The following is a 16068-nucleotide window of genomic DNA, read 5'->3' as shown; positions in this document are numbered from 1 at the left end:
GTGCGGGGCCGCGGGCGGCGGATCAGCCGAGCGTGCGGAAGGCCGCGCCGAGGAGGGCCCGGTCGAACACGACGCGGTCCTTGCCGCGGTCCGTACGGGGGCGGGCGCGGTCCTCGTCGCCCCAGTCGTCGTCGCGGTCGTGGCGGCCGTGGTGGTGGTCGTCCGTCGGCTTGAGGTAGACGGAGCGGGCGTTCAGGTCGTGCGCGCGCTCGCCCGGCCGCAGCACCTCCTGGGCCTCGCCGCCGCAGCTGTTGTCCCGGAAGACGAGGGCCAGCGAGTCCGTGTCGTTCTGCACCGCGAAGGCCGCCCGGTTGCGGCTGGTGCCCGTCAGCCGGTAGCAGGTGTCGTTGTCGCCCGGCTCGATCGTGCCGTGGCGCACGTCCCCGTCGTCGTCCGTGAACCGGTAGTGGATCTCGCCGAGGGTGCCGTGGTCGTGGCCGTTGGCCAGGGCCTGGCCGGAGGTGGGGAGGACCAGCGCGGCGGCGAGGAGGGCGGTGGCGGCTGTGGCGGTGGAGCGGAGGCGCATGGGGGGTCCGTTTCTCGCGGGGGCGTCCGCAGGGCAGCCTAGGAGCCGCCGGGGCCCGGGGGCGGGCACCATGCGCCAGGATGTTCGGAGGTTCACCCTCCTGGAGCGCCCGCCCCGCCCCGCCGCCGCGCGGAGCAAGGCCCGCGCAGCGGCGACCCGGGCGTCCGGGCCCTTACGCCGGCTGCTGCGGCCGGGTCGGGTCGCCGGCCGGGGCCGGGACCTTGGCGGCGCCCGTGCCGCTCGGCGCCGGGCGGCGCATCAGCAGGACCACCGCCAGACCGCCGGCCAGGCCCAGCGCGCCCGAGACCGCGAAGGTCTCCCGCAGCCCGCTCGCGAAGGCCGCGTCCACCCAGGCCCGGGCCCCGGGCACGGCCTCCAGCAGCCGGCCGGCCCCGCCGGAGGCCAGGGCGTCGGCGGTGCCGGCGGGCCGCCCGCCGAGCCCGTCCGCCAGCCCGGCCTGGAACACGGCGCCCAGCACCGCGATGCCCAGGGCCGTGCCGAGCTGCCGCGAGGTGTTCAGGACCCCGCCGGCCATGCCCGCCCGCGCCGGGGGCACCGCCCCCATGGCGGCCGCGGCCAGCGCCGGCATCGACACGCCCACCCCGACCCCGGTCAGCGCCAGTCCCGGCACCAGCGCGGGCCAGCTGTCGCCGGCGTCGAGCATCCAGGCCTGGAGCAGCGCTCCCCCGCCGATCAGCAGCAGCCCGCCGCCGATGGTCAGCCGCGCGGAGACCCCGTGCAGCAGCCGCCCGGCCACCGCCGCGACCACGAAGGCCGCCAGGCTCATCGGCACCAGCGCCAGGCCGGCGCCCACCGGGGTCATCCCCTCGGCGGACTGCAGCCACAGGGAGACGTACATCAGGTACGAGAACGCCGCCCCGGAGGTCAGCAGTCCGGCGGTCATCACCGCCACGAAGGCCGGGCTGCGGAAGAGCGAGAGGTCCAGCATCGGGCGGGAGCCGCGCAGCTCGACGAGGACGAACCCGGCGAAGGCGACCGCCGCCAGGGCGAACAGCCCGAGGGTCGCGGGCGAGCCCCAGCCGTCCTCGCCGGACCGGATCAGCGCGTAGGTCAGGGCCCCGGCCCCCACGGTGAAGGTGGCCATGCCCGGCAGGTCGAGCCCCTGGGCCCGCGGGTCGCGGGACTCCGCCACCGCCCTGAGGGTCACGAACACGGCCAGGGCGCACAGGGGCAGGTTGATGAAGAAGATCCAGCGCCAGCCGAAGTGCTCGGTGAGCAGCCCGCCGACGATCGGCCCGGCCGCCGCGGCGGCGCCGTTGACCGCGCCCCACACGCCGAAGGCGACCCCGCGGTCGCGGCCCTGGTAGGAGGCGCTGAGCAGGGCCATGGAGGTGGCGGCCATCGCCGCGCCGCCTATGCCCTGGACGGCGCGGAAGGCGATCAGCGCACCCGGCCCGTCGGCCAGGCCGCAGACGAGGGAGGCGGCGGCGAAGACCACGAGCCCGCCGAGGTAGACCCGGCGGCGGCCGATCCGGTCGGCGAGCGACCCCGAGCCGAGCAGCAGGGCGGCGAGGGCGAGGGCGTAGATGTCCATCACCCACTGGAGCCCCGAGAAACCGGTGTGCATGTCGGCGGCCATGTCCGGGAGGGCGACGGTCACGATCGTGACGTCGACCAGGAGCATGAACGCCCCGATGCACACCGCCGTCAGGGGCAGCCATTTGCGCATGGGGATTCTCCTCTGGTTCTTCCGAGCCGGGGTCGTCGGTGCCCGGCGTGGGTCTTCTCTGCGGTCGCCCCACCGTGGCAGCGGAGCCGCGAATCACCCACCCGGAAGACCGGTTCCGCAGGATTCCGGTCATTGCCGTACCTGGAATGATGGAAACCATGCACCTCACGACCCGCGCGGACCGGCCCACCGAGCTGGACGCCTTCGACCAGGCCCTCGCCCAGGCGCTGTCCATCGACGGCCGGGCCCCCTTCAGCCGGCTGGCGGAGGTACTGGAGGTCTCCGACCAGACGGTGGTGCGCCGCTACCACCGGCTGCGCGGCAACGGCCTGCTGCGGGTCGTCGGCCTGCCCGTCGGCGGCCGGGTCGGGCTGTTCGAGTCCTGGGTGCGCGTCCAGTGCGCCCCGGACGCGGCGGTGGCGGTGGCCGAGGCACTGGCCCGTCGGCCGGACATCGCCTGGGTGACCCTGAACTCGGGCGGTACGGAGATCCACTGCATGACCCGGGCCCGGACCCGCGAGGACCGGGACGCCCTGCTGCTGGAGAAGCTGCCGCGCACCCGCCGGGTGACCGCGATCAGCGCGCACACCGTCCTGCGCAAGTACATCGGCGGCCCGGGGGTCTGGGCGGCGCTGAAGGGGCTGCGCCCGGACCAGGTCGAGGCCCTGTGCCCGCCGCCGCCCGCGCCGGAGTACGAGGATGCGCGCTACACCCTCGACGAGGCCGAGCTGGCCCTGCTGGCGGTCCTGCGGCAGGACGGCCGCGCCGGCTACCCGGAGCTGGCGCGGGCCTCGGGCCTGTCGGAGTCCACGGCCCGGCGCCGGCTGGAGCGGCTGCGGGAGCGCGGGGCGGTCTACTTCGACGTGGAGGTCATCCCGGAGCACCTCGGCTACGAGGCGGACGCCTCCCTGCTGCTGACCGTGCCGCCGGCCCGGCTGGCGGAGGTGGGGGCGGCACTGGGGAGCCATCCGGAGGTGCCGTTCGCAGCGGCCATCACCGGGGCGGCGAACCTGCTGGCCGTGGTGGTGTGCCGGGACACCGACGCGCTGTACACGTACCTCACCGAGCGGATCGGCGCGGTGCCCGGCATAGGGCAGGTGGAGGTCATCCCGAACCTGCGGACCCTCAAGCGGGCCGGGATGCTGGTCGAGGACGGGCGGCTGGTCGACCCGCCGCCCGCCCCCTGACCCGGGTCAGCGCAGCAGGACGCCGCCCGTCGCCGTGTCGGCGTCCACCGGGCCCGCCACCAGGCCCAGTTCGGCCGGGGTGGCCAGCAAGGGGTGCGTGGGCAGCACCCGTACCGTGTAGCCGAAGGGGCCCGTCCGGTCGAGGGCGAGGGGGCCCTCGTAGACCCACCGCCCGTCCAGGTCGGGACCGGCGGCGGGCTTGAGCGGGAAGGCCCGCCCGTCCTTGATCACGTCCTCGGAGTCGACCCGGCCCGCGACCGCCTGCACCTCGACGTCGTCCGGTGCGAGCGCGTCGAGCGCCACCCGCACCCGCAGGGTGAGGGTGGCCCCCAGCTCGGCGGTGCCGCCCACCGGCGTGGCGGCGACGGCCTCCACGTGCTCGACGGCCACCCTCGGCCAGGCCGCCCGGACCCGGCCCTTCCACCAGGCCAGGTCCCGCGCCGCGTCGGCGGTCAGGGCGCGGTGCGCGAGCGCCGCCGGGGCGTAGAGCCGCTCCACGTACTCCCGTACCATCCGGCCCGCGAGCACCTTCGGGCCCAGGGACACCAGGGTGCGCCGGACCATCTCGATCCAGCGGTCGGGCAGCCCCGTGCGGCCGGCCCGGTCGTAGAAGCGGGGCGCGACCCGGTTCTCGATCAGCTCGTAGAGGGCGGCCGCCTCCAGGTCGTCGCGCCGCTCCTCGTCCGTGCCGAGCCCGTCGGCGGTGGGGATGGCCCAGCCGAAGTCGGGCTCGAACCACTCGTCCCACCACCCGTCCAGCACCGACAGGTTGAGGCAGCCGTTGAGCGCCGCCTTCATCCCGCTGGTCCCGCAGGCCTCCAGCGGCCGCAGCGGGTTGTTGAGCCAGACGTCGCAGCCCGGGTAGAGCTTCTGCGCCATGCCCATGCCGTAGTCCGGCAGGAAGACGATCCGGTGGCGCACGCGCGGGTCGTCCGAGAAGCGCACCAGTTCCTGGACGAGCCGCTTGCCGCCGTCGTCCGCCGGGTGCGCCTTGCCCGCGACGACGATCTGCACCGGGCGGTCCGGGTCCAGCAGCAGGGCGCGCAGCCGCTCGGGGTCGCGCAGCATCAGCGTGAGCCGCTTGTACGAGGGGACGCGCCGGGCGAAGCCGATGGTCAGCACGTCCGGGTCGAGGACGGTGTCCACCCAGCCGAGCTCGGCGTCGGCGGCGCCGCGCTGCTTCCAGGAGGCGCGCAGCCGGTCGCGGACCTCCTGGACCAGCTGCTCGCGCAGGGAGCGCCGTACGTCCCACACGTCCTGGTCGGCGATCTGCGCGACGGCGTCCCAGCGGGTGGAGCCGCCGACGGCGAGGGCGTCCTCGGTGCGCCCGGCGCCGATCTGGCGGGCGCCGAGCCGCATGACCTCGGGGGCGACCCAGGTCGGGGCGTGCACCCCGTTGGTCACGGAGGTGATGGGCACGTCGGCCGGGTCGAAGCCCGGCCAGAGGCCGGCGAACATGCCGCGGCTGACCGCGCCGTGGAGGGTGGAGACCCCGTTGGCGCGCTGGGCGAGGCGCAGGCCCATGACGGCCATGTTGAACACGCCGGGATCACCGCCGGGGTAGGACTCGGCGCCGAGTTCCAGGATCCGTTCGACGGGCACGCCGGCCAGCTCGCCGCCCTCGCCGAAGTGCCGGGCGACGAGGGAGCGCTCGAAGCGGTCGATGCCGGCGGGGACGGGGGTGTGGGTGGTGAAGACGGTCCCGGCGCGGACCGCTTCGAGGGCGGCCTCGAAGCCCAGGCCCCGCTCCCCTTCCAGCTCCCTCATGCGTTCGAGGCCGAGGAACCCGGCGTGTCCCTCGTTGGTGTGGAAGACCTCGGGTTCGGGGTGGCCGGTGATGCGGCAGTAGGTGCGGACGGCGCGGACGCCGCCGATGCCGAGCAGCATCTCCTGGAGGAGTCGGTGGTCGCTGCCGCCGCCGTAGAGCCGGTCGGTCACCTCGCGGGCGCCGGCGTCGTTGTCCTCGACGTCGGAGTCGAGCAGGAGCAGCGGGACGCGGCCGACGCGGGCCTGCCAGATGTGCGCGTGCAACGACCGTCCGCCGGGGAGGGCGAGGGTCACGCGGGCGGGGGTGCCGTCCTCCTGGCGGAGCAGGGCGAGGGGCAGTTCCTGGGGGTCGAGCACCGGGTAGTGCTCCTGCTGCCAGCCGTCGCGGGAGAGCGACTGGCGGAAGTAGCCGTGCCGGTAGAGCAGGCCGACCCCGATGATCGGGACGCCGAGGTCGCTGGCGGCCTTGAGGTGGTCGCCGGCGAGGATCCCGAGCCCGCCGGAGTACTGGGGGAGGGCGGCGGTGATGCCGAATTCGGGGGAGAAGTAGGCGATGGCGGCGGGCAGCCCGCCGCTGTTCTCGCGGGTCTGGTACCACCTCCCGCCGTGGACGTAGTCGTCGAGGTCGGCGACCGCGACGGCGAGCCGGCGCAGGAAGCGCCGGTCGGCCGCGAGCTCGGCGAGCCGGGTGGCGGAGACCGAGCCGAGCAGCCGGACGGGGTCGCCGCCGGCGGCCTGCCAGCCCTCGGGGTCGACGGATTGGAAGAGTTCGCGGGTTTCCGTATGCCACGACCAGCGCAGGTTGCGCGCGAGTTCGGCGAGTGGCATGAGCGGCTCGGGGAGGACGGGGCGCACGGTGAATCGACGGATAGCCTTCACGTGTTCCACCTTCGCAGGGGATGACGGATCGGAGCGGCCGCACCACGCTGTGCAGGCGCGCAACGCCCCCGGAAGGCTACTGCCGGATCCGGTCCCCGGGCGGCCGTTCGTCCAACAGGTCGTCCAGATACGGGCGCAGCGAGGGCGGCAGGGCGGCCCGTTCGAGGCCGCGCAGCAGGACGAGGACCGGGAACGAGACGAAGACGCCGAGGCGGAGCAGGGCATGCAACTCGCCCTCCAGGGCCTGCGGGTCGGTCTCGGCCGCGGCGGCCCGGGCGAGGGCGGCGCAGAGCCGGCGCCCGGCCTCGTCGTCCCAGGAGTCGGGCCGGTCGCAGGCCTCGGCGGCGGCCAGGCGGCGCAGCCGGGGGTCGGGCGAGAGGAGCCCCTGGACGCACTCCCGCACGCGGGGGTCGGCGTCGAGGCGGTCCCACTCCTGCAGGGCGCGCGCCCCGGTCCCGGAGAGCAGGACCCGGGCGGTGCTGCCGGCGTCCAGCCGGTCGACGGCCCGCCCGTAGAGCTCGATCCGCTCCAGCACCACCCACGCCCCGTCGGCGGTGCGCAGCCGCGACCCGGTGCGGGGGGCCCCGCGCAGGCAGCGGACCACGGCGAGGGTGGCGGCCCCGCCGGGGGTGACGGGGGCGGAGACCTGGAGCCGGCCGGCCCGCGCGAGGAGCCGCTCCAGGGCGGGGGGCGCCGGCCAGAGCAGCCCGAGCCGCTGGAGCCCGAGGTCGCTGATCCCCGCCTCGACGGCGACGAGCGCGCCGACCTGCGCCTCCAGCGCGGCGGGGTCCTCCTCGCCGCAGGCGGCCTCGACGAGCACTCCGGCCAGCTCCGCCTCCGCCCCGGGACCCCACACCGCCCCGCTCACCCACCGCGCGGCCCCTTCCCGCTGCCGGGGGTCGGGATGCACGAGCTGCTCGGTCAGACCCATGCCGCGCATTCTCGCGCGGATCACGTCCCCGGGTGACCCCTTCCGAAGTGCTGAAACACCGTCAGCCTCCGGTGCGGGCGAGCGGGCCCCGCGCCCGCCTCCCGGCGCCCTCGCGGGGTGTGGGGGGCCGGTGGGGCAGGAGGTGCGGGGGTGTCGGACCGGACCTCACCTGGTACCGGCCGACTTGACGGAGCCTCGGCCGATGTCGACCGGGGGCTTGGGGAATCGGCCCGTCCTTACGTACGAGTAGTTAACCGACAGCACGGATTGGGCGCTGCGGGATTGGGAAGGGCTCAGCGGGTACACGCGGTACACGCACGGCGCACCCTCCCCCGACCTTCTCCCGCCACCCGAGTGAACGCGGACAGGAGCGGCCATGCCCGCAGCCCAGCCGTCTTCCGAGCGGCTAGAAACAGAGCGAACAGAGCGTGCACTACCAGCCGTGACTCCGGCTGGCCCGTCACCGAGCCCTGCGAACTGCCTTCAGGTGATCCCATCATGATCGGTCGCATTCCCGTGCTGGACGTCCGCCCCGCCGTCGACTGCGGCGCCAGACCCGCCAAAGCGGTGGTGGACGAGGTCTTCGAGATTTCCGCCACCGTGTTCCGCGAGGGGCACGACGCCGTTTCCGCCCATGTGGTCCTGCGCGATCCCAGCGGGCGGCTGCGCCCGCCGGTTCCGATGCGCGAGCTGGCCCCCGGCACCGACCGGTGGGGGGCCCGCGTCTCCGCCGAGATCGAGGGGAGGTGGACGTACACCGTCGAGGCGTGGAGCGATCCGGTCGCGACCTGGCGGGCCCACGCCGCGGTCAAGCTCCCGGCCGGCCTCGACACCGGCCTGATGCTCCTCGAGGGCGCCGAGCTCTACGAACGGGCCGCCGCCAAGGTCCCCAAGCGCGACGGACGCGAGGCCGTGCTGGCCGCCGCGGACGTGATGCGCGACGAGGACCGGTCCGTGGAGGTGCGCCACGCGGCCGCGCTCGCCCCGGCCGTCGACGCGGCGCTCGCCCGGCGCCCCTACCGGGAGCTGGTGACCTCCGCGAAGGCGCTGCCGCTGCTCGTCGAGCGCAGGCGGGCCCTCTTCGGTTCCTGGTACGAGATGTTCCCCCGCTCCGAGGGAGCCGTGGTGGAGCCCGGGGCGAGCCCCGTGAGCGGCACGTTCCGGACCGCCGCCGAACGGCTCCCGGCCATTGCCGCGATGGGCTTCGACGTCGTGTACCTGCCGCCGGTCCACCCGATCGGGTCGACCTTCCGCAAGGGCCCCAACAACACGCTTTCTGCCGGAAGTTGGGATCCGGGCGTGCCCTGGGCCATCGGCTCCCCGGAGGGCGGGCACGACGCCGTCCACCCCGACCTGGGGACGCTGGAGGACTTCGACGCCTTCGTCGCGCGGGCCCGCGAGCTCCGGATGGAGATCGCCCTCGACTTCGCCCTCCAGTGCTCCCCGGACCACCCCTGGGTGGAGAAGCACCCGGAGTGGTTCCGCCACCGCGCCGACGGGACGATCGCCTACGCCGAGAACCCGCCGAAGAAGTACCAGGACATCTACCCGATCCACTTCGACACGGACATGGCCGGGATCATCGAGGAGACCTGCCGGATCCTGCGGCACTGGATGGACCACGGGGTCCGGATCTTCCGCGTCGACAATCCGCACACCAAGCCGGTCGTCTTCTGGCAGAAGGTGATCGCGGACATCAACAAGACCGACCCGGACGTGATCTTCCTGGCGGAGGCCTTCACCCGGCCCGCCATGATGCGCGCCCTGGCCTCGATCGGCTTCCAGCAGTCGTACACGTACTTCACCTGGCGCAACACCAAGGCCGAGCTGACCGAGTACCTGACCGAGCTGTCCGGCACCCGCTCGGCCTCCGTGATGCGGCCGAACTTCTTCGTCAACACGCCGGACATCCTCCACGAGTACCTCCAGAAGGGCGGCCGGCCCGCCTTCGAGGTCCGGGCGGTCCTCGCCGCCACCCTCTCCCCGACCTGGGGCGTCTACGCCGGCTACGAGCTCTGCGAGAACGAGCCGGTCCGCGAGGGCAGCGAGGAGTACCTGAACTCCGAGAAGTACGAGCTGCGCCCCCGCGACTGGGCGGCGGCCGACCGCGAGGGCCGCTCCATCGCCCCGCTGATCACCGCCCTCAACCGGATGCGCCGGCGCAACCCCGCCCTCCAGCAGCTGAGGGACATCCACTTCCATTCGACCGACAACGAACAGGTGATCGCCTATTCGAAGCACGCTGAGGGCAATTCCGTACTGGTGGTCGTCAACCTCGATCCGCACCACACCCAGGAGGCGACGGTCTCGTTGGACATGCCGGTACTCGGCCTCGACTGGCACGGGTCCCTCGCGGTGCGCGACGAGCTCACCGGCGAGACCTATCACTGGGGCAGGGCGAACTACGTGCGCCTGGAACCGGGCCGTACGCCCGCGCACGTCCTGGCCGCCCTGCGACCGTCCCCGCCCACCGGAGGGTCACCCACCGCATGATGATCAACGATCCCGTCCACGACACCTTCGAGGACACCCCCGCCAAGGACCGCGACCCCGACTGGTTCAAGCGGGCCGTCTTCTACGAGGTCCTCGTCCGCTCCTTCCACGACAGCAACGGCGACGGCGTCGGGGACCTCAAGGGGCTCACCCAGAAGCTGGACTACCTCCAGTGGCTGGGGATCGACTGCCTCTGGCTGCCGCCGTTCTTCGCCTCGCCGCTGCGCGACGGGGGCTACGACGTCTCCGACTACACCTCGGTGCTCCCCGAGTTCGGGGACCTCGCGGACTTCGTGGAGTTCGTCGACGCCGCGCACGGCCGCGGCATGCGGGTGATCATCGACTTCGTCATGAACCACACCAGCGACCAGCACGAGTGGTTCCAGCAGTCCCGCAAGGACCCGGACGGGCCCTACGGGGACTACTACATGTGGGCGGACAACGACAAGCAGTACCAGGACGCCCGCATCATCTTCGTCGACACCGAGACCTCGAACTGGACCTACGACCCGGTCCGCAAGCAGTACTACTGGCACCGGTTCTTCTCGCACCAGCCGGACCTCAACTTCGAGAACCCGGCCGTGCAGGAGGAGATCATCTCCGCCCTGCGGTTCTGGCTGGACCTCGGCATCGACGGCTTCCGCCTGGACGCCGTGCCCTACCTGTACGCCGAGGAGGGCACCAACTGCGAGAACCTGCCCCGCACCCACGCGCTCCTCAAGCGGGTCAGAGCGGAGATCGACGCGCACTACCCGGACACCGTCCTGCTCGCCGAGGCCAACCAGTGGCCCGAGGACGTCGTGGACTACTTCGGGGACTACGCGACCGGCGGGGACGAGTGCCACATGGCCTTCCACTTCCCGGTCATGCCCCGCATCTTCATGGCCGTGCGCCGCGAGTCGCGCTACCCCGTCTCCGAGATCCTGGCCAAGACCCCGGCGATCCCGGACCGCTGCCAGTGGGGCATCTTCCTGCGCAACCACGACGAGCTGACCCTCGAAATGGTCACCGACGAAGAGCGCGACTACATGTACGCCGAGTACGCCAAGGACCCGCGGATGCGGGCCAACATCGGCATCCGGCGCCGGCTGGCCCCGCTCCTGGACAACGACCGCAACCAGATGGAGCTGTTCACGGCCCTGCTGCTGTCCCTGCCCGGCTCGCCCGTCCTGTACTACGGCGACGAGATCGGCATGGGGGACAACATCTGGCTCGGCGACCGCGACGGGGTGCGCACGCCGATGCAGTGGACCCCCGACCGCAACGCCGGTTTCTCCTCCTGCGATCCGGGAAGGCTGAACCTGCCGGTCATCATGGATCCGGTCTACGGGTACCGCGTCACCAACGTCGAGGCCGCGATGTCCTCGCCCTCCTCGCTGCTGCACTGGACCCGCAGGCTGATCGAGGTCCGCAAGGCGAACCCGGCCTTCGGCCTCGGCTCGTACACCGAACTCCCCTCGTCCAACCCGGCCGTCCTCGCGTTCCTGCGCGAGTTCGGGGACGACCTGGTGCTGTGCGTGCACAACTTCTCCCGCTTCGCACAGCCCACCGAGCTGGACCTGCGGTCGTTCAACGGGCGGGTCCCGGTGGAGCTCACGGGCGACGTGCGCTTCCCGCCGATCGGTGAATGGCCGTACCTGCTGACCCTGGCGGGCCACGGCTTCTACTGGTTCCGCCTGCGCCGGGAACAGCCCGGTCTGTAGGCCAGTCGCGCGAACCTGCGCGCCACCGGAACGGGGCGGGCACTCCAACGGGTCAACGCCCGCCCCTGTACGGAGCATCCTGACCCGACACTCGCACTTACCGGAGAAGCAACTGCCGCACATCCGGGACACTCTGCGCATTCTGTGACGGCCCGGGGAAAGGACGCGACGCCATGTCGGAGGCTGCATCCGCCCGGAGCCGGCTGGCGGCCGACCGGGCCGCCGGGATCGGCCCGCTCGAACCGATGCTGAGGGAATGGCTGCCCGCGCAGCGCTGGTTCGCGGGCAAGGGACGCGGGATCGGCCGGCTCAGGGCCGTCTCGGCGGCCGAGCTGCTGCCGCCGGGATCCGTCCCCGGACTGCTGCACCTGCTGCTGGACGTGGACGGGGACTGCTACCAACTGCTCCTGGGCATCCGGCCGTCCCCGCTGCCCCCCGCCCTCGCCCCCGCCCTGATCGGCCACCCCCGCTCCGGCCCGTACGCGGGCAGGGCGGTGTACGAGGCCCTGGGCGACCCCCGGCTCGCCGCCATGCTGCTGGAGCGGCTGCGCTCCCCCGGCACCCTGGGGCCGCTGCGCTTCGACCGGGACCCGGACGCCCCGATCGAGGCGGGGCTCGCCCCCCGGCCGCTGTCCGGGGAGCAGACCAACTCCTCGCTGATCTACGGGGACGCGTACATCCTCAAGGTGTTCCGCCGGGTCGGCCCCGGGATCAACCCCGACCTGGAGCTGCCCAGAGCCCTCGCCGCCGCCGGCTGCGCCCGCGTCCCCGCCCCGGTCGCCTGGTACGAGGCCGCGCCGGGCGGCGGAGAACCGTTGACCCTCGGCGTGCTCCAGCCCTACCTGCGCGGCTCCGACGACGGCTGGCAGCTGGCCCTGCGCCGGCTCGGCGCCGGCGCCGACTTCACCGCCGAGGCGCACGCCCTGGGCCGGGCCACCGCCGAGGTGCACAGCGCCCTGGCCGACGCCCTGCCCACGCTGGCCCTGTGCCCCGAGCAGACCGCCCGGCTCGCCGCCGGGATGACCGCCCGGCTGGCCGCCACCGCCCGCGAGGTGCCCGCGCTGCGGGCCTACGAGGCCGGGCTGCGCGGGGCCTTCGACGCACTGGCCGCCTCCCGGGGCGCCGGGGTGCCCGCCCAGCGCATCCACGGGGACCTGCACCTGGGCCAGACCCTGCGCACCGCCGACGGCACCTGGGCGCTGATCGACTTCGAGGGCGAGCCCGCCCGCCCGCTGGCCGACCGCCGCCGCCCCGAACCGGCCGTCCGCGACGTCGCCGGGATACTGCGCTCCTTCGACTACGCCGCCCGCTCCCACCGGCCCTTCGCCCCCGCCTGGGCGGACGCCTGCCGGGCCGCGTTCTGCGAGGGCTACGCCCGCACCACCGGCCGCGACCCGCGCGAGGACCCGGTCCTGCTGCGCGCGTACGAGACCGACAAGGCGGTGTACGAGGCCCGCTACGAGTTCCGCCACCGCCCCGACTGGCTGCACGTGCCGATGGCGGCGATCCGCCGGCTGTCGGCGCCCGAGCGCCCAGCCCACCGCATGCCCCCGCCCGTACCCGGCACCACCCCCCACCCGAAGCCCCCGAGGAGGCCGCTCGCGTGAGCGCCGCACGACAGCCGTCACCGACCGTCCGAGAGGAAGCCGCCCCCGACGCGGCCCCGACGCCCGCGCCGAAGACGGCGGCCCGGCCGCCCGTACCGAGGGGGTCGCGGGCCCGTCGCGCCGCGCCGCCCCACGGGGTCCGGCCGGCCGCCGCGCTGGACGCGGGGGAACGGGCCCGGCTGCTGGAGGGCCGCCACCACGACCCGCACGCGCTGCTCGGCGCCCGCGCCCAGCGGGGCGGGGTGGCCTTCCGGGTGCTGCGCCCCTACGCGAAGGCCGTCACGATCGTGGCCAAGGGGCTGCGGGCCGAGCTCTTCGACGAGGGGGACGGGCTGTTCTCCGGGCTGCTGCCGCTGACCGGCGTGCCGGACTACCGGCTGCTGGTGACCTACGACAGCGACGAGGTCGAGGTCCACGACCCGTACCGGTTCCTGCCCGCCCTCGGCGAGCTGGACCTGCACCTGATCGGCGAGGGCCGGCACGAGGAGCTGTGGACGGCCCTCGGCTCGGAGGTCATGGAGCACCAGGGGGTGGCCGGCACCCGGTTCACGGTCTGGGCGCCGAACGCGCAGGGGGTGCGGGTCACCGGGGACTTCTCCTGCTGGGACCCGGTGGCGTACCCGATGCGCTCCCTGGGCTCGACCGGCGTGTGGGAGCTGTTCCTGCCGGGGGTGGGCGAGGGGGCCCTGTACAAGTACGACGTCACCCGCCCCGACGGGGGCCACACCCTGCGGGCCGACCCGATGGCCCGGTACGCGGAGGTCCCGCCGGCGAACGCCTCGGTGGTCACCGCCTCCCGCTACGAGTGGGGGGACGCGCGGTGGATGGCCGCGCGGGGGCTGCGCCCGGCGCACCAGTCCCCGATGTCGGTGTACGAGCTGCACCTGGCGTCCTGGCGGCCGGGGCTGAGCTACCGCAGCCTGGCCGAGCAGCTGCCCTCGTACGTCAAGGAGCTGGGCTTCACGCACGTGGAGTTCATGCCGGTCGCCGAGCACCCCTTCGGCGGCTCGTGGGGCTACCAGGTGACCGGCTTCTACGCGCCGACCTCGCGGCTGGGCACCCCGGACGACTTCCGCTTCCTGGTGGACTCGCTGCACCGGGCGGGGATCGGGGTGATCGTCGACTGGGTGCCGGCGCACTTCCCGCGGGACGCGTGGGCGCTGGCCGAGTTCGACGGGCGGCCGCTGTACGAGCACCAGGACCCGCGGCGGGCCGCGCACCCGGACTGGGGGACGCTGGAGTTCGACTACGGGCGCAAGGAGGTCCGCAACTTCCTCGTGGCCAACGCCGTGTACTGGTGCCAGGAGTTCCACGTGGACGGGCTGCGCGTGGACGCGGTGGCCTCGATGCTGTACCTGGACTACTCGCGCGGCGAGGGCGACTGGTCGCCCAACGAGCACGGCGGCCGGGAGGACCTGGACGCGGTGGCGCTGCTCCAGGAGATGAACGCGACGGTGTACCGGCGCTGTCCGGGGGTGGTGACGATCGCGGAGGAGTCCACGGCCTGGAACGGGGTGACGCGGCCGACGGACTCGGGCGGGCTGGGCTTCGGGCTGAAGTGGAACATGGGCTGGATGCACGACACGCTGCGGTACGTGTCGAAGGAGCCCGTGCACCGCAAGTACCACCACCACGACATGACCTTCGGGATGGTGTACGCGTTCAGCGAGAACTACGTGCTGCCGATCTCGCACGACGAGGTGGTGCACGGCAAGCGCTCGCTGGTGTCGAAGATGCCGGGCGACTGGTGGCAGCAGCGGGCCACGCACCGGGCGTACCTGGGCTTCATGTGGGCCCATCCGGGCAAGCAGCTGCTGTTCATGGGGCAGGAGTTCGCGCAGGGTTCGGAGTGGTCGGAGACCTACGGGCCGGACTGGTGGGTGCTGGACTCCTCGTACCCGGCGGCCGGGGACCACCGGGGGGTGCGGGAGCTGGTGCGCGACCTGAACCGGGCGTACACGGCGGCGCCGGCGCTGTGGGAGCGGGACTCGGTGCCGGAGGGCTTCGCGTGGGTGGAGGCCGACGCCTCCGACGACAACGTGTTCGCGTTCCTGCGGTACGGACACGACGGCTCGCCGCTGCTGTGCGTGTCGAACTTCTCCCCGGTGGTCCGGCACGGGTACCGGATCGGGGTGCCGGAGGAGGTCCCGGCGTGGCGGGAGGTCCTCAACACGGACCGGGAGGTGTACGGAGGGAGCGGCGTCCACCACGGACGTCCGCTGCGCCCCGAGGCGGTCGCGGCCCAGGGGCGCGCGAAGAGCCTGCGGCTGACGCTCCCGCCGATGGCGACGGTCTGGCTCAGGCCCTGAGCACGCGGGGCCCTCGCCACCCCCGTATGCGAGGGCCCCGTTATGGATCACGCAGGGCATTGGGGTGTGGTTCACGGTGTGTGGTGGGGATCACGCGGCGGGTCTCCGGAGGCGCCTGAAATGGAGTGGCCTGATCCGTACGCTGTACATGGATCTTCCGTGCATCCGATTACCGGACGGTCGCCGGGAAAACCGCATAAAGTCATGAACTTCTTAGGACTTTCCTACGAGTTATTGGCTTGTTTGATTGGTCTGTAGTCGTAGCGGCTCGGCCACTCCTACGGTGTGCCCTGTGCACTCCAGCCCACCTTTCAATGCCCCCGCCGCGCGTCGCCTGCGCGCGGCCCTGGGCATGGCGCCCGGTCACGTCGCCTACGGCCTGCGGGCCCAGTACGGCCTGCTCGTCGCGCCCGAGACCGTGATGGCCTGGGAGCAGGGCGAGCAGTCGCCCAGCTCCGCCGAGCTCACCGCCCTCGCCGGCGTGCTCTGGTGCTCCCCCGGGGAGCTGCTCGCCGAGCCCGTCACCCTGCGGGAACACCGGCTGGCGCGGGGCATGGACCCCGAGGACCTGGCCCGCCGGGTCGGGCTGGAGCCGGGCGCGTACCTCAAGATGGAGGACAGCGGGCGCTGGAAGGGCAACGAGCGCCAGTCCGCCGCCCTCGCCTCGGCCCTCAAGCTGAGCCTCGCCCAGTTCGTGGCGGTGACCGGCAAGCAGGAGGAGCTCGAAGGGCTGCTGCGCAGCGCGGCGACCACCCGCTGGCAGGCGTACGTGAAGCCGCTGGCCAAGCTGCTGCCGGTGCCCAAGGCGCATCTGGAGCGGGTCCTGGAGCTGCTCTACAACGAGTACCAGCAGCGGATGGTGGCCACGGTCAGCTGGGGCGGCGGCGAGAGCTCGACCTGGACCGGCGACGCCGGCCGGGAGTACCTGGAGGCGATCTCGGAGCGGTTCTGGTCGCTGGCCGGCGGTGCGGGATAG

General features: G+C 73.5%; 10 protein-coding genes. 6 read left to right on the top strand and 4 right to left on the bottom strand.

Features of this window, described 5'->3' with window-relative positions; genetic code table 11:
• Window positions 1–22: 22 nt before the first annotated feature.
• Both ACIRBY_RS27085 and ACIRBY_RS27080 read right to left on the bottom strand, forming a co-directional pair.
• Window positions 23–526 (bottom strand): hypothetical protein, encoded by a 504-nt coding sequence (locus tag ACIRBY_RS27085; protein ID WP_403905055.1) that lies wholly within the window; start codon window positions 524–526, stop codon window positions 23–25.
• A 172-nt stretch (window positions 527–698) separates the two neighbouring features.
• Window positions 699–2216, bottom strand: coding sequence for an MFS transporter (locus tag ACIRBY_RS27080; RefSeq protein WP_403905052.1), 1518 nt, complete (start codon window positions 2214–2216; stop codon window positions 699–701).
• 158 nt (window positions 2217–2374) lie between these two features.
• On the opposite strand from ACIRBY_RS27080, the gene ACIRBY_RS27075 reads away from it, so the two are divergent.
• Complete coding sequence (locus ACIRBY_RS27075) at window positions 2375–3403, top strand: Lrp/AsnC family transcriptional regulator (RefSeq protein ID WP_403905049.1); 1029 nt, start codon at window positions 2375–2377, stop codon at window positions 3401–3403.
• A 6-nt stretch (window positions 3404–3409) separates the two neighbouring features.
• On the opposite strand, the gene glgP is transcribed toward ACIRBY_RS27075, so the two are convergent.
• Complete coding sequence (gene glgP, locus ACIRBY_RS27070) at window positions 3410–6049, bottom strand: alpha-glucan family phosphorylase (protein WP_403905047.1); 2640 nt, start codon at window positions 6047–6049, stop codon at window positions 3410–3412.
• Window positions 6050–6125: 76 nt separating this feature from the next.
• Entirely contained in the window at window positions 6126–6980 is an 855-nt protein-coding gene (locus ACIRBY_RS27065; RefSeq protein ID WP_403905044.1) for a hypothetical protein, read from the bottom strand.
• 498 nt (window positions 6981–7478) lie between these two features.
• Here ACIRBY_RS27065 and ACIRBY_RS27060 point away from each other — a divergent pair, with 498 nt between their 5' ends.
• The 5 genes from ACIRBY_RS27060 to ACIRBY_RS27040 all read left to right on the top strand — a co-directional run bounded on the left by ACIRBY_RS27060 (window position 7479) and on the right by ACIRBY_RS27040 (window position 16068).
• A complete protein-coding gene (locus ACIRBY_RS27060; RefSeq protein ID WP_403905042.1) occupies window positions 7479–9473 on the top strand; it encodes a maltotransferase domain-containing protein in 1995 nt (664 codons plus the stop codon).
• Window positions 9470–11176, top strand: coding sequence for a maltose alpha-D-glucosyltransferase (treS, locus tag ACIRBY_RS27055; RefSeq protein WP_366452001.1), 1707 nt, complete (start codon window positions 9470–9472; stop codon window positions 11174–11176). The genes ACIRBY_RS27060 and treS overlap by 4 nt, the downstream gene beginning before the upstream one ends.
• Window positions 11177–11349: 173 nt before the next feature.
• Window positions 11350–12783, top strand: a complete 1434-nt coding sequence (locus tag ACIRBY_RS27050; protein WP_403905039.1) for a maltokinase — start codon at window positions 11350–11352, stop codon at window positions 12781–12783.
• The gene (gene glgB / locus ACIRBY_RS27045; RefSeq protein ID WP_403905036.1) at window positions 12780–15092 is read left to right on the top strand and encodes a 1,4-alpha-glucan branching enzyme; all 2313 of its coding nucleotides are present in this window, start codon (window positions 12780–12782) and stop codon (window positions 15090–15092) included. The genes ACIRBY_RS27050 and glgB overlap by 4 nt, the downstream gene beginning before the upstream one ends.
• A gap of 283 nt (window positions 15093–15375) precedes the next feature.
• Window positions 15376–16068, top strand: coding sequence for an XRE family transcriptional regulator (locus tag ACIRBY_RS27040; protein WP_403905033.1), 693 nt, complete (start codon window positions 15376–15378; stop codon window positions 16066–16068).

The organism is Streptomyces sp. NPDC096136, assembly GCF_044763325.1.
Taxonomy (GTDB): domain Bacteria; phylum Actinomycetota; class Actinomycetes; order Streptomycetales; family Streptomycetaceae; genus Streptomyces.
Note: the sequence above shows the minus strand (reverse complement) of the source record. Positions and strands in the feature narration are given on the sequence as shown.